The sequence below is a fragment of the Roseomonas sp. TF40 genome (genome assembly GCF_057219975.1).
This window is the reverse complement of the sequence record NZ_JBXVVR010000001.1, coordinates 668,271-686,244: the sequence shown is the minus strand read 5'-3', so window position 1 is coordinate 686,244 and position 17,974 is coordinate 668,271. Positions and strand designations below refer to the sequence as shown.

Sequence of the window (17,974 nt, the reverse complement as noted above, 5' to 3'; positions counted from 1 at the left end):
TAGCCCCTAGACTGTGCGCGAGGCGACATCATGTTCGCATCGCGGACACGGGAGAATGGCGTGCAGGGGCGGGTCGGGGTCATCGTGAACCCCATCGCGGGCATGGGTGGGCGGGTCGGGCTCAAGGGCACCGACGGCGCCGCCACGCTCGCGCGCGCCCGGGCGCTGGGCGCCGAGCCCCTGGCGGAAGGCCGCGCCATCCGGGCCTTGCAACGCCTGGGTGATGCCGGCGCCATCCTGGCCGCGCCGGGGGCGATGGGCGAATCCGCCCTGCGCGGCGCCGGCCTCGCCTTCGAGACCCTGCCCGGCACGCCTCCGGCCGAGACCTCCGCCGTCGAGACCCGCAAGGCGGCCGCGCGCATGCAGGCGGCGGGGGTGGAACTGATCCTCTTCGCCGGGGGCGACGGCACGGCGCGGGATCTGGTCGCCACGCTCGGCACGCGCGTGCCGATCCTGGGCATCCCGACGGGGGTGAAGATGCATTCCGCGGTCTTCGCCACCACGCCGGAGACGGCCGGCGAGGTCGCCGCGCAATTCCTGCGCGCGGGGGCGGGCCTCACCGAGGCCGAGGTGATGGACCTGGATGAGGAGGCGCTGCGCCAGGGCCGTGTGGCCGCGCGGCTCTTCGGCACGGCGATGGTGCCGCGCGCGCGCCGCGGCGTGCAGTGCCGCAAGGGCCCCGCCATGCCCGGCGACGAGGAGGCGCTGGAGGCCCTCGCCCGGCGCCTCGCGCGCGAATGGCCGGCGGACCGGCTGCTGATCTTCGGCTGCGGCACCACGACGCGCCGCCTCAAGCGCGCCATGGGGATCGAGGGCACGCTGCTCGGCGTCGATGTCGTGCTCGGCGGGCGGCTGATCGCGGCCGATGCGACCGAGAGCCAGTTGCTCAACCTGCTCGACCGGGCCGAGGCCACCATCGTGGTCAGCGCGACGGGCGGGCAGGGCTTCCTGTTCGGTCGCGGCAACCAGCAGATCAGCGCCGCGGTGCTGCGCCGCGTCGGTCGGGCGAACATCATGGTGGTGACGGGCGCGCAGAAGCTCATCGCGCTCGACCCGCCGGTGCTGCATGTCGATACCGGCGATGCCGAGCTCGACCGTGAACTCGCGGGCTATATCGGCGTGCACACCGCGCCGGGCCAGCGGATGATGATGAAGATCGCATAGGGAGAAAGACCGATGGCAGGCGAGAGCGCGCATCCATGGATGGCGAATTCAACGCCCGAGGCGAAGGCCGCGATGCTGCGCGCGATCGGCGCGCCGAGCATCGAGAGCCTCTTCGCGCAGATCCCGGAGGATCACCGCTTCCGCGGCACGCTCGACCTGCCGCCGGCGCTGACCTCGGAGGTCGCGCTGAAGCGACACATGCTCGGCCTGCTCAAGAAGAACGCGGATTGCGAGACCAACCTCTCCTTCCTCGGCGCGGGCATCTGGCAGCACCATGTGCCGGCGGTGGTGGATGAGATCGCCGGGCGCAGCGAGTTCCTGACGAATGTCTGGGGCACGCCGATGTCGGACCATGGCCGCAACCAGGCCTGGTTCGAATTCTGCTCGCAGCTTGGCGAGCTGATCGGCATGGAGTTCGTGGGACTGCCCGTCTATTCCTGGGGCTGCGCCATCGGCTACGCGGTGCGCATGGCCGCGCGCATGAACGGGCGGCGCGAGGTGCTGGTGCCCGCCAGCATGGATCCGGAACGCCTCGACGTGCTGCGGCAATATGCCGAGCCCGAAGGCTCGGGCGGGCATATCGCGGTGGTGACGGTGGCCTTCGATGCGGCGACCGGGTTGCTCGATCTTGCCGACCTGAAAAGCAAGATCTCCGAGCGGACCAGCGCGGTCTATTTCGAGAATCCCGGCTTCCTGGGCGTGATCGAGACGCAAGGGGCGGCGATCTCCGCGCTGGCGCGCGCAGTGGGGGCGGAGTGCATCGTGGGCGTGGACCCGATCTCGCTCGGCGTGCTCGCCCCGCCCGCCGACTACGGCGCGGACATGGTGGTGGGCACGATCCAGACGCTGGGCGTGCATATGAGCTGCGGCGGCGGCGCGGGCGGCTTCATCGCCTCGCGCGATGAGGAACGCTATGCGCGCGAATACCCGACGCTGAACATCTCCATCGCGCCCACCGTGAATGCGGGCGAGTGGGGCTTCGCGCTCAGCCTCGCGCACCAGTCGAGCTACGGCATGCGGGAGGAAGGCAAGGATTGGACGGGCAATTCCGTCTACCTCAACGCCATCGCCGCCAGCGCCTACATGACGCTGATGGGGCCGCAGGGCTTCGCCGAGATCGGGGAGCGCATCCTGCAGCGCACGGCGCATGCGGCGAAGCTGCTCGGCGGCGTGAAGGGCGTGCGGCCGCGCTTCACCCAGGGGCTCTTCAAGGAAGTGGTCTTCGACTTCACCGCGACAGGGAAGAGCGTCGCCGACATCAACAAGGCGTTGCTGATGCGGGGCATCTTCGGCGGGCGCGACCTGTCCGACATGCCCGGCTTCGCGGGCTGCGCCCTCTACGCCTTCACCGAGATCCATACGGCCGAGGATGTGCAGCGCCTCGCCACCACGCTGACGGAGATCGTGGCATGAGCCCCGCGCCCAAGCTCTATCGCCAGGCGAGCTGGCATGAACCCGTGGTGATGGCGCTCGGCGCGCCGGGCCGCCGCGGCATCCTCTTCCCCGAAGTCGAGCCGCAGGTCGCGGCCGTGGGCGATGCGGCCGCGCTGGTGCCTGCCGGCATGCGCCGCCGCAGCGCGCCGGCGTTGCCCGAGATGACCGAGCACGACACGCTGCGCCACTATCTGCGCCTGTCGCAGCAGATCCTCGGCATGGTCGGCATCAGCCTGTTTGGCACCTGCACCATGAAGTACAATCCGCGCATGTCGGAAGCGCTCGGCCTGCGCCCGCAGATGGCCGCGCTGCATCCGCTTCAGGATCCCTCGACGTTGCAGGGCGTGCTCGAGATCCTGTGGAATTTCGACCAGATCCTGCGCGCGCTCTCGGGCATGGATCGCTTCACCTTCCAGGCGGCGGGCGGGGCGGATGCGGCCTATACCCATGTCTGCGTCACCCGCGGCTGGCTGGCGGCACGCGGCGAACTCGGCGTGCGCGATGAGATCGTGACCTCCATCCAGGCGCATCCCTGCAACCCTGCCACGGCGGCCGCGGCGGGCTTCAAGGTCATCACCCTGCCGCTCGAGGAGGGCGGTTATCCGAGCCTGGAGGCGCTGAAGGCCGCGCTCGGCCCGCGCACCGCGGCGCTGATGATCAACAACCCCGACGACATGGGCATCTACAACCCGCAGATGAAGGAGTGGGTGCGCCTGACGAAGGAGGCCGGCGCGCTCGCCTTCTACGACCACGCCAATTTCAACGGCGTGATGGGCAAGATCCGCGCCCGCGACCTCGGCTTCGATGCCTGCATGTTCATGCTGCACAAGACCTTCGGCGGGCCGAAGGGCGGCGGCGGGCCGGCGGTCGGTGCCTATGGCTGCTCGGCCGAGCTCGAACCCTTCCTGCCGAAGCCGCTGGTCACGAAGCAGGCGGATGGCAGCTTCGGGCTCGACGTGCCGGCGCAGAGCGTGGGCAAGGTGCGGGAGTTCCTCGGCAATGTGCACATCGTGATGCGCGCCTATGCCTGGGCGCGCGGCATGGGCGCGGCCGGCATCCATGAGGCCTCGGACCTCTCGGTGCTGGCCAACAACTACATGCAGAAGGGGCTGAGCGCGATTCGCGGCGTCGCCGTCTCCAACCCCGATGTCGCGGGCCCGCGCATGGAGATGACGCGCTATGGCGTCGGTCCGCTCAAGCAGGACACCGGCATCGGCGTGGTCGAACTGGGCAACCGCATGACCGATTACGGCATCGACGCGCCCTGGCTCTCGCATGAGCCCTGGGTGGTGCCCGAGCCCTTCACGCCCGAGGCCGGTGAACTCTGGTCGAAGGAGGATATCGACACCTGGGTCGCCGTCGTCGCCAAGGTCTGCGAGGAAGCCTACAGCGATCCGGAGATCGTGAAGAACGCGCCGCACCACGCCGCCATCGGCAAGGTGCTGGCCGAGGGCTGCGAGGATCCCGCGCGCTGGGCCACCACCTGGCGCGCCTTCCAGCGCAAGCATGGCGACGCCGCCCGCCAGGCGGCGGAGTGAGCAGCTTCCGATGGACCAGCGCGGCCGGCACGCAGGAGGTGCCGCTGCGCGAGGGCCAGAGCATCGCGGCCGCGCTCACCGCGGCGGGCATCCGCACGCTGCGTGAGACGCGGCGCGCGGGGCCCGGCCGCGGCGTCTTCTGCGGCATGGGCGTCTGCCAGGATTGCCTCGTCGTGGTCGAGGGCGAGCCGAACCAGCGCGCCTGCATGACCAAGGCGAAGCCCGGCCTCGAGGTCGCGCAGCAGGCCTTCCCCGGCGCGCCCGCCTTGCCGCGCGAGGCCGCGATTCCGCCCGGTGAAGCGCCCACCATGCCTTCGGTCGAGGCGGTGGATCTGCTGATCCTGGGCGGCGGCGCGGCGGGACTCACCGCCGCCATCACCGCGCGCCGCGCGGGGCTCGAGGTGCTGCTCATCGATGAGCGCAGCGCGGCGGGCGGGCAGTACTACAAGCAGGCCGCGCCGGGCCTCGCCGCCGCGCCGCTGGACGCGCAGCAGCAGGAGGGCGCCGCTCTGGTCGCCACGGCCGAGGCCTCCGGCGCGCGGCTGCTGCGCGGCGCGGAATTGTGGGCCGCCTTCGCCCCCGACAGCCTCGCGATCTTCGATGGCAACACCACGAGGTTGGTCGCACCGCGCGCGTTGATCGTCGCCACCGGCGCGCAGGAGCGTGGCCTGCCCTTGCCCGGCTGGACGCTGCCGGGCGTGATGACGGTGGGTGCGGCGCAGACGCTCTGGCGCAGCTACCGCACGACACCGGGCCAGCGCGTGCTGGTGGCGGGCAATGGCCCGCTCAACCTGCAGGTGGCCGTCGAACTGGCGGAGGCCGGCTGCAAGGTCGTTGCGGTTGCGGAGGCCGCGCCGATGCGCGACCTCGGCGCCTCCATCGGCATGGCGGCGGCCGATCCGGCGCTGGCGTTGCGCGGCCTGGGCTACCTCGCCGCGCTGCGCCGGCATGGCATCGCCTTGCGGCGCGGCGCGCAGCTTGTGCGCGTGGCGCAGGAAGGCGAGGGGCTGCGCGCCACGCTGCGCGATGCGCGGGGCGAGCAGGTTTTCGGCGTCGATGCGGTGCTGATGGGCTATGGCTTCCTGCCGGCGAATGAGGTGCTGCGCGCGCTCGGCGCGGCGGCGGATCACGATGCCGCGCGCGGGCATCTGGTGATGCGCCGCGACGCCGACATGATGACGACGCTCGCGGGCGTCTACGCCATCGGCGATTGCGCCGGGCTCGGCGGTGCGCCGGCCGCGCGTGAAGAGGGCGTGATCGCCGCGCTGGCCGCTGCACGCCGCCTCGGTAAGGCGATTCCGCCCGATCTGGCGCAGCAGGAAGCGGCGGCGCGCGCGCGTCTCCTCCGGCATCGCCGCTTCCAGGCGGCGCTGTGGCGCTTCTTCGCGGCCCAACGTCCCGGTCTCTCGCTCGCGGATGAGGCGACGCTGATCTGCCGCTGCGAGGAGGTGACGAAGGGCGAGATCGCCGCCGTGCTGGCCGATGGCGACCCCGCGATCGGCGAGGTGAAGCGGCGCACGCGCTGCGGCATGGGCCGTTGCCAGGGCCGCTATTGCGCACCCGTACTGGCCGAATGGCTGGCCGAGGCGCAGGGCCGCCCGCTCGACGACCGTGCCCTCTTCGCGCCGCGTGCACCGGTGAAGCCCATCGCGATCGCGGATATCGTGGCGCTCGGGCAGCGATGAGGCGGCAGGAGGTGGATGTCGCCGTCATCGGCGGCGGCATCGTGGGTCTGTGCACTGCCCTCGACCTCGCCCGGGCGGGGCGGGGCGTGGTCGTGCTCGATGACGGCCGGCACAGTGGCACCACGGCGAATGCCGGCAGCCTGCATGTGCAGATGCAGTCTCGCTTCATCCGTATGTACCCCGAGCAGGTGCCGGGGCTCGAGGCCTCGCTGCCGATGTATGTCACCGCCGCGGCGCTCTGGGCGGAACTCGCGGCCGATCTCGGCGCGGATTTCGAGCTGCGCGCCAGCGGCGGGCTGATGGTGGCGGAGGATGAGACGGCCTTCGCCTTCCTGAGCGCGAAATGCGCGCGAGAGGCCGCGCTGGGCCTGCGTGTGCACATGCTGCGCCGCGCCGAGCTGGAACGCATCGCGCCCTATCTCGGCCCGGCCGTGATCGGTGCGGAACTGTGCGAGCACGAAGGCAAGCTCAACCCCCTGCTGGCCAACCAGGCGGTGCGTCGCGCGATGATCGCCACCGGCGTGGTGCATCGCCCCGAGACGCGCGTCACGAGGCTCGCGCCCGAGGGGGGCGGATGGCTTGTCGAGACGGCAAGCGAGACGTGGCGCGCCGGGCGCGTCGTGGTGGCGGCAGGGGCGGGGACGGGCGCGCTGGTCGCCCCGCTCGGCCTGACCGTGCCCACTGTGGCCGAGCCGCTGCACATGAACGTGACGGAGGCGACGGCGCCGCTGGTCACGCATCTCGTGCAGCATGCGGAGCGCATGATCACGATGAAGCAGCTCGCCGCCGGCCAGGTGGTGATCGGCGGCGGCTGGCCCGCGCGACTGGCGCCCGGCGACGGCCATCCGGAGGTCGAGGCGAGCAGCCTCTTCGGCAATCTGGGGCTTGCGCAGCATCTGGTGCCGAAGGTCGGGCGTCTGCGGCTGATCCGCAGCTGGGCGGGCGTGAACACGACCGCCGATGGGCAGTGCATCCTGGGCGAATCGCCGCAGCAGCGCGGCCTGTTCTTCGCCGTGCCGGGCGATGCCGGCTACACGCTCGGCCCGCTCGTCGGCCGGCTGGCGGCCTCAGCGCTGCTCGGGCGCGACGGGGGCTTCGACATCGCGCGATTCACGCCCGCGCGTTTCGCCTGATCAGTCGAGCGCAGCCTGGATCCGCGCGGCGGCATCGAGCATCTCGGCCACGAAGCGCGTGCGCAGATCCTCGATCGGCACGCGGCTGGTCGGGCCGCAGACATTGATCGCGCCGACCGTCACGCCATCGCGCCCGCGCAGCGGCACGGAGAGGCTGCGCAGGCCGAGTTCCAGCTCCTCATCCACCACGGCCCAGCCCTGGCGGCGCGCCTGGTCCACCTGCTCGCGCAGCTTCGACTTGGCGGTGATGGTGCGTGGCGTACGCGGCTCGGGCTTGATCTCTTCCAGCACGCGCTCCACGGCCTCGGGCGTGAGGCCCGCGAGCAGCACGCGCCCGACCGAGCTGCAATAGGCCGGCGTGCGGCTGCCCACGCGCAGATCGACATTCACGAGATGCCGCGCCGACGGGATGTGCAGCACATAGAGCACCTCGGCCCCGTCCAGCACGGCGCCGTAGCAGCTCTCGCCCAGCCTGTCGGACGCCTGTGCCAGGATCGGGCGCGCCACGTCCCAGATGCTCGCGGCCGCCAGTACGGATTGGCCGAGTTCGAGCAGCTTGGCTGTCAGGGCGAAGCGCTTGCCATCCGTCTCGGCATAGCCCGCATGGACGAGCGTGAGCAGGAAGCGCCGCGCGCTGGCGCGGGTCAGGCCGGATTGTTCGGCCACTTCGCTCAGGGTCATGCTCGGGCGGGCACGGCTGAAGGCGCGCAGCACCTCGAACAGGCGTAGCGCGGATTGCACCAGCTCACGATCGGCGCCGCGGCCACTCTCCTCCTCAAGCAATTGGTCGCTCGGAAGGTCGTCGTCGTTGGAGGGGTGGGGGTGGTCCATGCTCGGGCGTTCCTGGTGTCAGGACTATCCTGCTGCTTGTTCGTCCAGCGAACAAGATGCCGACCCTCCACGCCGACAGCTTCGACGCCGGAGCGATCAAGCGCGGTGGGCGTGGCTCAGGTCGCGGTGCGCTGCGACCCGCATCCGATCGCCTCAGGTGCCCGTCAGGGGCGTGCGCCCGGCACCGATTCACCTTGGCCAGCAGGCATCATTGTTGTCGCGAGGCAGCAATTCGGCGGAGGGGACAGGCCGCCATCGAGATGCGCCCTGGGTGCGGGTGACGCAGCACGACCCTGTCCGCCGCTGCATGCCGCACAGCGAACAATTTCTGCAAAAGGGCTTGCCCTGCGAACCTATTCCGTAAACACTTTCACCCAGACCTCAGGGAGGAGCTTCCATGACGAACATCAGCCGCCGCAGCCTTGCGGCTCTTCCGCTGGCGGGCCTCGCCGCGCCCGCCTTCGCGCAGGGAAACTACCCTAACCGGCCGCCGCGCTGGATCGTGCCCTGGGCCGCCGGCGGCTCCTCGGACTTCGTCGGGCGCCTTGTCGCGCAGGGGATCAGCGGTCCGCTCGGCCATCAGATCGTGGTCGAGAATCGTGCGGGCGGCGCGACCATCCCGGCGACCGAAGTCTTCGTGCGCGCGCCGGCCGATGGCTACACGCTGTTCTCGGCCGACCTGACGGGCCTCGTCTTCATTCCGGCCATGTCGCAGCGCATTCCCTACGATCCGCAGCGCGACATCCGGATCGTGCACGGTATGGGGCGCTTTCCGTACATGCTGCTCGTGCACCCCTCCTTCCCGGCGAACACGCTGCAGGAGTTCGTCGCGCAGTGCCGTGCGCGGCCGGGCCAGGTGTCGGTTTCCCACGCGGGCGTGGGCTCGCCGAACCATCTCGGCATCGTGCGCATGACCCGCGCCGCGGGGATCGAGGTGAACCAGGTCTCCTATCGCGGTGGCGCGCCGGCGCTGCAGGACACCATCGCAGGCGTCGTGAACGCCTGCTTCAGCGATGTCGCGGTCGCGGTCCAGGCAATCCAGACCGGCCAGGTGAAGGCGCTCGGCACCTCGATGCCGTCGCGCGTCGGCACCTTCCCGAACGTGCCGACCTTCGCCGAGCAGGGCGTGATGAACGCGGAAATCTACGCCTGGAACAGCGTCGCCGTGCACGCCAACACGCCGGAGCCGATCGTCCGCCGGCTTGAGGCGGAGGTGAGCCGCGTTGTGCAGAGCGACGACTTCGTCACCCGTCTGCGGGGGCTGGCGCTGGAGCCGAACAATCTGGGCACCGACGCGATGCGCGATCTCGTACGTCAGGAAGTCGCTACCTGGCAGCCGCTGATCCGCGAACTTGGGATTACCCTCGACAGCTGAGCCGGCTGGACGCCGCAGGCAAGCCAGGGTGGCCTCCCCGCAATGGGGAGGCCATTTGCCTTGTGTTGTCGCGGTGGCAGGCCATGTGCGTCGGCCATGGCTTTGCCGCGGGGTGAAGGCAGGCCATGTCGACGCGCGCGCCTGGGAATGCGACGAAACCGCGGGGCATCAGACTTCCACCGCGCCCGCTTGCGGCGAATGGATGTGGCGCCGCTTCTGTAACGATAGAGGAAGTGCCGAAGATGGATCGCAACAGCGTCACCTGGTCGGGGCCGATGCCGGCCGTGACGACGCCCTTCGATGCCGAAGGGCGCCTCGACCGTGCGGGCTTCCGCGCCAACATCGCGCGGCTGCTGGATGAGGGCGCGACGGGCGTCGTCGCCTGCGGCTGCACCGGCGAATTCTGGACCTTGAGCGCCGAGGAACGCCGCGCGCTCTATAGCGACACGGTGACCGCGACCAAGGGGCGCGGCACGGCGATCGTCGGCGTGGGCTGCGTCGGTGCGGCGGACACCATCGCCTTCGCGAAGATGGCTGCCGAATGCGGCGCCGATGGCGTGCTGGTGCTGCCGCCCTATTTCGTGAAGCTGACGGATGACGAGATCTTCGCGCATTTCGCGGCCGTCTCTGCCGCTTCGCCGCTGCCGATCATGGCCTACAACATTCCGGGCAATGCGGTGAACGCGATCTCGCCCGCGCTCGCGCTGCGGCTCGCTTCCTTGGAGAAGGTCGTCGCGATCAAGGAGAGCAGCGGCGACTGGAACAATTTCTACGCGACGCTGATCGCGGTGAAGGACCAGCTGCGTGTCTTCTGCGGGCCCTCCTCGGTCTTCGGCGTGCCGGCCGTGACGCTTGGCGCCGATGGCACGGTCGATTGCTTTCCGAATGTCTGGAAGGGCTGCACGGATCTCTACCACGCCGCCAAGGCGGGACGGATGGCGGAGGCCGAGCAACTGCAGGCGACCTGCCGGCGCCTGACGGATCTTTTCGTCAGCGGCGGGCGCACGCTCTATCCGGCCACCAAGGCTGCGATGGATTTCCTTGGCTATCCGGGAGGCGGCACACCGCGCATGCCGCTGCAGCCCTGTGTGGGCGAGCCGCTTGAAGGCCTCAAGCAGGGGCTGCGCGATCTCGGGATTGCACGCTGATGGATCTGGGCATTCGCGGCCGTCAGGCCATTGTCTGCGCGGCCAGCAAGGGGCTGGGCCGCGCCTGTGCGGAGAGCCTCGCGCGGGAGGGCTGCGACCTCACGCTGATCTCACGCACCCCCGGACCGCTGGAGGAGGCGGCAGCGGAGATCACGGCGAGGCACGGCGTGAAAGTGCGCACCGTGGCGGGCGATGTGAACACCGCCGCGGGTCGCGACGCGCTGCTCGCGGCCTGTCCGGCGCCGGACATCCTGGTCACCAGCCCGGGCACGCGCCAGGTGCCGGGCGATTTCCGCAGCTGGGATGAGGCCGAGTGGCGCCGCTGGTGGGACGAGCATTTCTACTCGGCCGTCGATCTCATCCGCCGCACCGCGCCGGGCATGTGCGAGCGCAAGTTCGGACGCATCGTCAACATCTCGGTCAGCTTCATCAAGTTCCCGCAGGTCGGCTTTGCGCACAGCCATTCGGCGCGCGCCGGCCTGGCCGCGGCGATCGCTTCCTTTTCGCGCGAGTTGATCGGACACAACGTGACGATCAACAGCGTCTGCCCTGGCCTGTTCGATACCGATGCGCTGCGCACGAATCTGCATGGCCATGCGGCGCGCGGCGGCGTGACCTATGAGGCGATCGTGCAGGACCGGCTGAAGAACTGCCCGGCTGGGCGTTTCGCCGATCCTTCGGAGAATGGTGATCTGGTGGCCTTCCTCTGCAGCGCGCAGGCGGGCTTCATGACGGCGCAAAACATCGTCAATGATGGCGGCGTCTATCAGGGATTGTTCTGAGTGAGTGCCGCGATGCTCCCCGCCGAAGGCCGGGTCGTCGCCCTGTCCGGGGCGGGGCGGGGGCTGGGTGCGAGCATCGCGCGGCGCCTGCATGCGGAAGGCTTCGCGCTCGCGCTTGGTGTGCGCGACCCGAAGGGCGCCGCTGCGCGCCTGGCATTCGCCGGTGGTGCGCGCGTGACCTTCCATCGCTTCGATGCCACGCAGCGCGCGACCGCGGCCTCCTGGATCGCGGAGGCGGTGGCCGCGCATGGCCGGCTCGACGCGCTGGTGAACAATGCCGGCATCCTCGCCCGCGTCACCTTCGACGATGACGATGAGGATGCGCTGGACGCGATGTGGGAGGTGAACGTCAAGTCGCCGCTGCGCGTCACGCGCGCGGCGCTGCCGCATCTGCGCGCCTCGGGCCATGGCCGCGTGGTGAACATTGCTTCCACCGACGGCAAGCGCATCCGCGACATCTCGGTCACGCTGGGCTACGCCATGTCGAAGCATGCGCTGGTGGCACTCACCCACGCGACGCGCTTCGCCGGCCATGCGGAGGGGCTGCGCGCCACCGCGCTCTGCCCCGGTGCGATCGACACGGAACTGGTTGCGAGCCTGCCCGGCGTCACCCCCGGGCCGGGCCGCCTGCGGCCCGATACCATCGCCGAGATCGTCTCCCTGCTGCTGCGCCTGCCGGAGCAGGCGCATGTGGCGGAGATGATCGTGAACACCCGCCTCGAATCCATGCTCTGAGGAGAATCCAGATGGCCGATTTCCGCGTGGCAGCCTCGACCTTTCCCTTCCTCTATTCGCATTCCGGCCTCGGCGCGCTGCAGCATCTGGCGAGCCAGGGCTACCGGAATTTCGAGATGATGATCTTCCCGCCGCATCTCTGGCCGTCCTCGATGACGCCGGCGGAGAAGCGTGCGGTGAAGTCCTGGCTCAACGACATCGGCGGGCGCATCACCAGCTTCTGCTACCCGCTGCTCGACAACAACCCGAACAGCGTCTGCCCGATCATGCGGCGCTACACCCTCGATCGCTACAAGGAGGCGATCGACCTCGCCGCCGATTGGGGCTGCCCCTATGTCTGCGCCATTCCGGGTCCGGTGAACTCGCTCATCAACCCGCCCGTGAAGTGGATGCGCGACTGGTTCGTGGAGGGCACGAAGGAACTCGTGGCCCATGCGAAGGGCAGCGGCACGGAGATCATCCTCGAGAACGTGCCCTTCACCTTCCTGCCCACGGCGAAGGACATGCTCGACGTCGCGAACGACATCGATTCCTCCGTCGGCATCAACTTCGATGTCTGCAACAGCGCCTACATCAAGGAGGATGTCGGCGCTGCCATCAAGATGCTCGGCAGCCGCATCAAGAACGTGCACATCAGCGACACCGGCTATGGCGACTTCAAGCATGATCGCCTGGGCACCGGCATCGTAGAGCCCGGCCCTGCCGCCGCGGCGCTGCGCGAGATCGGCTATACCGGCCTCACCGTGCTCGAGATCATCACCGATGCCGCGCAGCCGGGCACGGATCCGGATGGCGACCTCGCGGCCAGCCACGACATCCTGGCGCAGCATGGATGGGAAAAGCGCCCCGCATGAGCGATCCCGTGATGTTCACGCCGCTGACTTTGCGCGGCGTGACGCTCCGCAACCGCATCACCGTTGCGCCGATGTGCCAGTACCTGGCGGAAGAGGGCGTGCCGAACGCCTGGCACCGCGCGCATCACGGCCGCTTCGCGCTCGGTGGCGTCGGCCTGATGATCGCCGAGGCCACCGCGGTGCTGCGCGAGGGGCGCATCACCCATGGCTGCGCCGGCATCTGGAACGATGAGCAGGTGGCGGCCTGGCGCGAGATCAACGCGCTGCATCGCGCGCAGGGCGTGGCGTCGGGCATCCAGCTCAACTTCGCAGGCGGCAAGGGCGCCACACAGCGCCCCTGGGAGGGCAATGGCCCGCTGCCCGAAAGCGGCCCCGAGGCCTTCTGGGAGACCATCGGCCCCTCGGCGATCCCGATGCGCGAGGGCTGGCGTGCCCCGCGCGCGGCAAGCCTCGAGGACATCGACCGCATCGTGGCGGGTTTTGCCGCCGCCGCGCGGCGTTCCGTGGCGGCCGGTTTCGACCTGATCGAACTGCATGGCGCGCATGGCTATCTGCTGCACGCCTTCCTCTCGCCGCTCACCAACCAGCGCAGCGATTCCTATGGCGGCGATGCGGCCGGGCGGATGAAGCTGCCGCTGCGCGTGGCGGAGGCGGTGCGCGCGGTGATCCCCGAGCGCATGCCGCTGCTCTGGCGCGCCTCGCTGGCGGACAACATGCCGGGCGGGCTCACGCTTGAGGATTCGATCCCCGTCATGCGCGAACTCAAGGCGCGCGGCGTGGACATGATCGATTGCTCGGCAGGCGGCATCGGCCTGCCGGTTTCGCTCTCGCAGGTGCCGCAGACGCATGGCTTCCAGGTGCCGCTGGCGGCGGCGGTGAAGCGTGAGGTCGGCATTCCGACCATGGCGGTGGGCCTCATCACGGATCCCGTCCTGGCCGAGCAGATCCTGGCCGAGGGCCATGCGGACGCCATCGCGCTGGCCCGCGAATTCATCGCCGATCCGGCCTGGCCCTATCGCGCGTCGCGCGCGCTGGGCGTGGCCAAGCCGGCCGATATCCTGCCGCCGAGCTACGCCTTCTACCTCAACCGGCGGGCGGCGGCCCAAGGGCGGCACTGATCACGCCAGCCCGCCATCGACGCGCAGCATCTTGCCGGTGATGCCGCTGGCGAGATCGGAGACGAGGAACAGCGCCGCATTCGCCACCTCCGCCTCGGTCGCGATGCGGCCGAGCGGCGTGCGCGCGGCCTCATGGGCCAGCGCCTCGTCCTCCGCCATGCCGCGCGCGGCGATGCGACCGCGCAGCGCCGCGGTGGCAACGGGGCCGGGGCCAAGCGCGTTCACGCGGATGCCGCGCGGGCCGAGATCCAGCGCCGCGGCGCGCACCAGCCCCAGCACGGCGTGCTTGCTCGCGGTGTAGAGCGCCTGGCCCGCCGCCGTGCGCTCGGCATTCAGGCTCGCCATGGCGAGGATCGCCCCGCCCGCGCCCATGCGGGGGGCGGCGTGCTTCATGCAGGCGGCGACACCGCGCACATTCACGGCGAAGACCCGGTCCCACTCGGCGAGGTCGAGCGCCTCCACGCCGCGCCAGGGCGGCACCACGCCGGCATTGGCGACGAGGATGTCGATATGCGGCAGCCGCGCCATGGCCTGCGCCACCTGCGCTTCCTCGGTCACGTCGCACTCGGGCAGGTCGAGCCCCGTCACCGCCGCGCCCTCGGCCGCCAGCCTCGCGGCGATGGCCGCACCCAGGCCACGCGCCGCGCCCGTCACCACCGCGATGCGGCCCGCGAGCAATCCCATCTGGTCACCTCCCGCCCCGAGGGGTCATGATGCCGGCAGCGCCAGGCGGAGGCAAAGCCGGCGCCGGAGGGCCGCATGCGCAACGCCGATCTCACCGACGCGCTGGAAGAGGCGCGCGAGACCTATGCCCGGCGCCGCCCGCGCAGCCAGGCGCACCATCTGGAGGCCGCCGCCCATATGCCCGGCGGCAATACCCGCAGCGTGATCTTCCACGGCCCCTTTCCCTTCCGCGTCGAAAGCGGGGAGGGGTGCCGGATCACCGATTCCGACGGCCACAGCTACGTCTCCATGATCGGCGAGTATTCCGCCGGGCTCTTCGGGCACTCGCATCCGGCGATCCGCGCAGCGGTGCTGCGGGCCCTCGATCTCGGCGTAAACCTCACCGGGCACAATGCGCTGGAGGGCGAGTTCGCGCGCCTCGTCTGCGCGCGCTTCCCGGCCGTGGAGCGGGTGCGCTTCTGCAATTCCGGCACCGAGGCGAACCTCATGGCCCTCGGCCTCGCCTGCATCGCGACGGGGCGGCGCACCATCCTCGCCTTCGAGGGCGGCTATCATGGCGGCTTGTTCTCCTTCGCGAGCGGCCTTGCCTCGCTGAACGTGCCGCATCGCGTGGTGCTGGCGCGCTACAATGATCTCGCGGGCGCGCAGGCGCTGATCGAGGCCCATGCCGGTGATCTCGCCGCCATCATCCTCGAGCCGATGCTGGGCGGGGGCGGCTGCATCCCGGCGACGCCGGCGTTCCTCGAGGGGCTCCAGGCCGCCGCGGCGGCGTCCGGCGCGCTGTTCATCCTCGATGAGGTCATGACCAGCCGCCTCGCGCCTGGCGGGCTGCATGGCGCGATGGGGCTGAAGCCGGATCTGGTGACGCTGGGCAAGTATATCGGCGGGGGCATGTCCTTCGGTGCCTTCGGCGGACGGGCGGATCTGATGTCGCGCTTCGATCCGCGGCGCGCGGATGCCATCGGCCATGCCGGCACCTTCAACAACAACACGCTGACCATGTCGGCCGGCATCGCCGCGCTGTCGGAGATCTACACGCCGGAGGTCGCCGTCGCGCACAATGCCGCAGGCGATGACTTGCGCCATGCGTTGAATGCCCGCGCCGCGGCGCATGGCGTGCCGATGGTCGTCACCGGCCGCGGCTCGATGATGTCCTTCCACTTCACTGCCGCCGCGCCACGGGACGCGACGGAGGCGGCCGCGGGCGACCAGGCGATGAAGGAACTGCTGTTCCTGGATCTGCTCGAGCGCGGCTGGTACATCGCCCGCCGCGGCATGGTCGCGCTGTCACTGATGGTCGGGCAGGCGGAGCGCGCGGGATTCGTCGAGGCGGTGGACGAATTCCTCGCGCTGCGCGGCCCCGTGATGCGCGGCTGATGGCCAGCCGCGCGACACAGGCTTACTGCGCCGTCGAGGCCCGCTGCAGATAGGCCATCAGGTCGTTGAGCTGCTGCGGGTTGCGGATGCCGGCGAAGGCCATCGAGCCCGCCGGCACCACCGACTTCGGATCGGTCAGGTAGGCGCGCAGATTCTCTTCCGTCCAGACCAGGCCCTCACTGGCCTTCTGGCGCATCGGCGCGGAGTAGCGGAAGCCCTCCACCGCGCCGGCGGCACGGCCCCAGACGCCGTAGAGGTTCGGGCCCACGCCGTTGCGGCCGCCGGACGCGATGACATGGCAGGCGCGGCACTGGTTGAACACGCGCTGGCCGGCATCGGCATCCTGTGCCTGCGCCGTTGGCGCGAGAAGGAAAGCCGCTGCCGCGGCCAGCGGCAGAAGAAGGTGACGTTGCATCGGCATTGGCTCCCGGCTTGGTTATCCGCAACCGATATTCTGCCTCCGCCGCGCTTGGCAAGAGCGCGTCACGGAACGAGTTTTGCGTCCCACTGCGCCACGAAGGCGAAGGCATCGATCGGCTTGCGGGTCCGTGGCGCCACTTCGCGCACCGCAAGGGCTTCCGGCAGCAGGGAGGGGTCGCCGGTATGCCCCACCGCGATCGCCGCCATCGGCTCATGTCCGGCCGGCACGCCGAGCTCGCTGCGCGCGCGTTCCACATCGAAGCCGCGCATCTGGTGCGCCTGCAGCCCGAGGGCCGTGGCCTGCAGCGCGATATGCGCCGCCGCCTGGCCGAGGTCATAGGTCGCCACCGCGTTGGGGTTGCCGTTGGCGGCGAAGTTCATGCGCGCCACCGCGATCATCAGCAGCCCCGCCCGCTTCGCCCAGCCCTGGTTGTTGGGCGTGAGCAGGCCGAGCAGCTTCGCGAAGCCCGCCGGATCGGCATCGCGCCGCGCGATCACGAAATACCAGGGCTGGTCGTTGACGCAGGAGGCCGCCCAGCGCGCGGCTTCCAGCAGGCTCGCCGTCTGCTCGGCCGTCACCGGCGCCTCGGTGAAGCTGCGCGGGCTCCAGCGCGCGGCGATCAGCGCATGGACGGGGTGGTCGGTGGCGGCGATGCGGTCGGTCATGCTGGGTGGCAGTCCTCTATTGGCGTTCCATGCGGGTGCGCTCGACCACCTCGGCCCAGCGCGCCATCTCGGCATGCACCTGCGCGCGCGTGCTGGCCGGCGTGCCGGCCTCGCGCAGCGTGAGGCCGAGGGCGGCCAGCCGCGGGCCGAGCTCGGCATTCGCGGCGAGGCCGCGCACCGCCTCGGTGATGCGCTCGATGACAAAGCTCGGCATGCTGGCGGGCGCGCCGATGGCATACCAGGTCTCGATATCGAAATCGGAGAGGTTGAGCAATTCGGCGACCGTCGGCACCTGCGGCAGCAGGGGCGAGCGCCGCGGCGAGGTGATGGCGAGCGCGCGCACCTCGCCATCGCGGATCTGGCCGAGTACCGCGGCCGCCACTTCCGAGACCACCTGCACCTCGCCCGCGCGCAGCGCGATGAGCGCGGCCGGGGTGCCGCGATAGGGCACATGGGTGAGGCGGAAATCGCCAGCCGCCTGCACCGCCTCGGCGACGAAGTGCTGCGTGCTGCCGACGCCGACGGTGGCAAGGTTCAGCGCATCCGGCCGCGCCCTGGCGCGCGCGATCAGCTCCGCCAGGTCGCGCGGTGCGTCGGGCGTATTGGCGACGAGCAGCACGAGCCCGCTGCTGGCCACCATCGCCACCGGCGCGATGTCGGCGCGCGGGTCATAGGGCAGGCGGCGATACAGCGCGGCGGAAACGGCGAAGCCGTTGTTGAGCATCATCAGCGTATGCCCGTCGGTCGCCCGCGCCAGCGCCTCGGCCGCCAGCGTGCCGCCCGCGCCGGGGCGGCTTTCCACCACCACGGGCTGGCCGAAGGCGGCCGCGAGGCTGGGCGCGACGAGGCGGGCGAGGATGTCGGTGCCGCCGCCGGCCGCGAAGCCCTGCAGCAGGCGCACGGGGCGATCCGGCCAGACCGGGCGCGGCTGGGCGTGCGCCAGGCCGGGCAGCATCAGGGCGGTGGCCAGCGTGGCGCGGCGCGTCAGGGTCATTGGCTGTCTCCTCGGACGTGCAATCGTTTGTTGCGC

The 17,974-nt window shown here is 70.5% G+C and carries 17 protein-coding genes; 12 read left to right on the top strand and 5 right to left on the bottom strand.

Annotated elements, in window-relative coordinates; translation table 11 throughout:
- Positions 1–30: 30 nt before the first annotated feature.
- The 5 genes from AC2D9U_RS02820 to AC2D9U_RS02800 are packed head-to-tail and all read left to right on the top strand — an operon-like array spanning position 31 to position 6,954.
- A complete protein-coding gene (locus AC2D9U_RS02820) occupies positions 31–1,164 on the top strand; it encodes an ATP-NAD kinase family protein (RefSeq protein WP_484746277.1) in 1,134 nt (377 codons plus the stop codon).
- Between the two features lie 12 nt (positions 1,165–1,176).
- The gene (gene gcvPA, locus AC2D9U_RS02815; RefSeq protein WP_484746276.1) at positions 1,177–2,577 is read left to right on the top strand and encodes an aminomethyl-transferring glycine dehydrogenase subunit GcvPA; all 1,401 of its coding nucleotides are present in this window, start codon (positions 1,177–1,179) and stop codon (positions 2,575–2,577) included.
- Positions 2,574–4,136: an aminomethyl-transferring glycine dehydrogenase subunit GcvPB gene (gene gcvPB / locus AC2D9U_RS02810; protein ID WP_484746274.1), complete on the top strand. Its 1,563-nt coding sequence runs from the start codon at positions 2,574–2,576 to the stop codon at positions 4,134–4,136. The genes gcvPA and gcvPB overlap by 4 nt, the downstream gene beginning before the upstream one ends.
- The gene (locus AC2D9U_RS02805; protein ID WP_484746272.1) at positions 4,133–5,821 is read left to right on the top strand and encodes an FAD-dependent oxidoreductase; all 1,689 of its coding nucleotides are present in this window, start codon (positions 4,133–4,135) and stop codon (positions 5,819–5,821) included. Before gcvPB ends, AC2D9U_RS02805 begins: the two co-directional genes overlap by 4 nt.
- Entirely contained in the window at positions 5,818–6,954 is a 1,137-nt protein-coding gene (locus AC2D9U_RS02800; RefSeq protein ID WP_484746270.1) for an NAD(P)/FAD-dependent oxidoreductase, read from the top strand. The genes AC2D9U_RS02805 and AC2D9U_RS02800 overlap by 4 nt, the downstream gene beginning before the upstream one ends.
- On the opposite strand, the gene AC2D9U_RS02795 is transcribed toward AC2D9U_RS02800, so the two are convergent.
- Positions 6,955–7,785, bottom strand: coding sequence for an IclR family transcriptional regulator domain-containing protein (locus tag AC2D9U_RS02795; RefSeq protein WP_484746268.1), 831 nt, complete (start codon positions 7,783–7,785; stop codon positions 6,955–6,957). It lies immediately after the preceding gene.
- 397 nt (positions 7,786–8,182) lie between these two features.
- Here AC2D9U_RS02795 and AC2D9U_RS02790 point away from each other — a divergent pair, with 397 nt between their 5' ends.
- From AC2D9U_RS02790 to AC2D9U_RS02765, 6 genes are all read left to right on the top strand, one after another.
- Positions 8,183–9,160, top strand: coding sequence for a Bug family tripartite tricarboxylate transporter substrate binding protein (locus AC2D9U_RS02790; RefSeq protein ID WP_484746266.1), 978 nt, complete (start codon positions 8,183–8,185; stop codon positions 9,158–9,160).
- 242 nt (positions 9,161–9,402) lie between these two features.
- Positions 9,403–10,308, top strand: a complete 906-nt coding sequence (locus AC2D9U_RS02785; protein ID WP_484746264.1) for a dihydrodipicolinate synthase family protein — start codon at positions 9,403–9,405, stop codon at positions 10,306–10,308.
- A complete protein-coding gene (locus AC2D9U_RS02780; protein WP_484746262.1) occupies positions 10,308–11,090 on the top strand; it encodes an SDR family oxidoreductase in 783 nt (260 codons plus the stop codon). Before AC2D9U_RS02785 ends, AC2D9U_RS02780 begins: the two co-directional genes overlap by 1 nt.
- A gap of 12 nt (positions 11,091–11,102) precedes the next feature.
- Positions 11,103–11,825, top strand: a complete 723-nt coding sequence (locus AC2D9U_RS02775; protein ID WP_484746260.1) for an SDR family oxidoreductase — start codon at positions 11,103–11,105, stop codon at positions 11,823–11,825.
- An 11-nt stretch (positions 11,826–11,836) separates the two neighbouring features.
- On the top strand, positions 11,837–12,679 hold the full coding sequence (locus tag AC2D9U_RS02770; protein ID WP_484746258.1) for a sugar phosphate isomerase/epimerase family protein: 843 nt from the start codon (positions 11,837–11,839) through the stop codon (positions 12,677–12,679).
- The gene (locus AC2D9U_RS02765) at positions 12,676–13,797 is read left to right on the top strand and encodes an NADH:flavin oxidoreductase/NADH oxidase (protein ID WP_484746256.1); all 1,122 of its coding nucleotides are present in this window, start codon (positions 12,676–12,678) and stop codon (positions 13,795–13,797) included. The genes AC2D9U_RS02770 and AC2D9U_RS02765 overlap by 4 nt, the downstream gene beginning before the upstream one ends.
- On the opposite strand, the gene AC2D9U_RS02760 is transcribed toward AC2D9U_RS02765, so the two are convergent.
- The gene (locus tag AC2D9U_RS02760; RefSeq protein ID WP_484746253.1) at positions 13,798–14,481 is read right to left on the bottom strand and encodes an SDR family oxidoreductase; all 684 of its coding nucleotides are present in this window, start codon (positions 14,479–14,481) and stop codon (positions 13,798–13,800) included.
- Positions 14,482–14,556: 75 nt separating this feature from the next.
- Here AC2D9U_RS02760 and AC2D9U_RS02755 point away from each other — a divergent pair, with 75 nt between their 5' ends.
- Positions 14,557–15,858: an aspartate aminotransferase family protein gene (locus tag AC2D9U_RS02755; RefSeq protein ID WP_484746250.1), complete on the top strand. Its 1,302-nt coding sequence runs from the start codon at positions 14,557–14,559 to the stop codon at positions 15,856–15,858.
- Positions 15,859–15,880: 22 nt separating this feature from the next.
- Here AC2D9U_RS02755 and AC2D9U_RS02750 read toward each other — a convergent pair whose 3' ends face one another.
- The 3 genes from AC2D9U_RS02750 to AC2D9U_RS02740 form a co-directional block, all read right to left on the bottom strand.
- Complete coding sequence (locus AC2D9U_RS02750; protein WP_484746248.1) at positions 15,881–16,273, bottom strand: c-type cytochrome; 393 nt, start codon at positions 16,271–16,273, stop codon at positions 15,881–15,883.
- A 68-nt stretch (positions 16,274–16,341) separates the two neighbouring features.
- Positions 16,342–16,944: a nitroreductase family protein gene (locus AC2D9U_RS02745; protein ID WP_484746246.1), complete on the bottom strand. Its 603-nt coding sequence runs from the start codon at positions 16,942–16,944 to the stop codon at positions 16,342–16,344.
- 16 nt (positions 16,945–16,960) lie between these two features.
- The gene (locus tag AC2D9U_RS02740; RefSeq protein ID WP_484746245.1) at positions 16,961–17,938 is read right to left on the bottom strand and encodes a tripartite tricarboxylate transporter substrate-binding protein; all 978 of its coding nucleotides are present in this window, start codon (positions 17,936–17,938) and stop codon (positions 16,961–16,963) included.
- Positions 17,939–17,974: the final 36 nt, after the last annotated feature.

Coding starts and splice junctions, on each gene's coding strand:
- AC2D9U_RS02750 (WP_484746248.1), bottom strand. CDS start 16,273: ATGCAACGTCACCTTCTTCTGCCGCTGGCCGCGGCAGCGGCTTTCCTT.
- AC2D9U_RS02790 (WP_484746266.1), top strand. CDS start 8,183: ATGACGAACATCAGCCGCCGCAGCCTTGCGGCTCTTCCGCTGGCGGGC.
- AC2D9U_RS02785 (WP_484746264.1), top strand. CDS start 9,403: ATGGATCGCAACAGCGTCACCTGGTCGGGGCCGATGCCGGCCGTGACG.
- AC2D9U_RS02800 (WP_484746270.1), top strand. CDS start 5,818: ATGAGGCGGCAGGAGGTGGATGTCGCCGTCATCGGCGGCGGCATCGTG.
- gcvPA (WP_484746276.1), top strand. CDS start 1,177: ATGGCAGGCGAGAGCGCGCATCCATGGATGGCGAATTCAACGCCCGAG.
- AC2D9U_RS02740 (WP_484746245.1), bottom strand. CDS start 17,938: ATGACCCTGACGCGCCGCGCCACGCTGGCCACCGCCCTGATGCTGCCC.
- AC2D9U_RS02755 (WP_484746250.1), top strand. CDS start 14,557: ATGCGCAACGCCGATCTCACCGACGCGCTGGAAGAGGCGCGCGAGACC.
- gcvPB (WP_484746274.1), top strand. CDS start 2,574: ATGAGCCCCGCGCCCAAGCTCTATCGCCAGGCGAGCTGGCATGAACCC.
- AC2D9U_RS02820 (WP_484746277.1), top strand. CDS start 31: ATGTTCGCATCGCGGACACGGGAGAATGGCGTGCAGGGGCGGGTCGGG.
- AC2D9U_RS02745 (WP_484746246.1), bottom strand. CDS start 16,944: ATGACCGACCGCATCGCCGCCACCGACCACCCCGTCCATGCGCTGATC.
- AC2D9U_RS02770 (WP_484746258.1), top strand. CDS start 11,837: ATGGCCGATTTCCGCGTGGCAGCCTCGACCTTTCCCTTCCTCTATTCG.
- AC2D9U_RS02765 (WP_484746256.1), top strand. CDS start 12,676: ATGAGCGATCCCGTGATGTTCACGCCGCTGACTTTGCGCGGCGTGACG.
- AC2D9U_RS02760 (WP_484746253.1), bottom strand. CDS start 14,481: ATGGGATTGCTCGCGGGCCGCATCGCGGTGGTGACGGGCGCGGCGCGT.
- AC2D9U_RS02780 (WP_484746262.1), top strand. CDS start 10,308: ATGGATCTGGGCATTCGCGGCCGTCAGGCCATTGTCTGCGCGGCCAGC.
- AC2D9U_RS02795 (WP_484746268.1), bottom strand. CDS start 7,785: ATGGACCACCCCCACCCCTCCAACGACGACGACCTTCCGAGCGACCAA.
- AC2D9U_RS02775 (WP_484746260.1), top strand. CDS start 11,103: ATGCTCCCCGCCGAAGGCCGGGTCGTCGCCCTGTCCGGGGCGGGGCGG.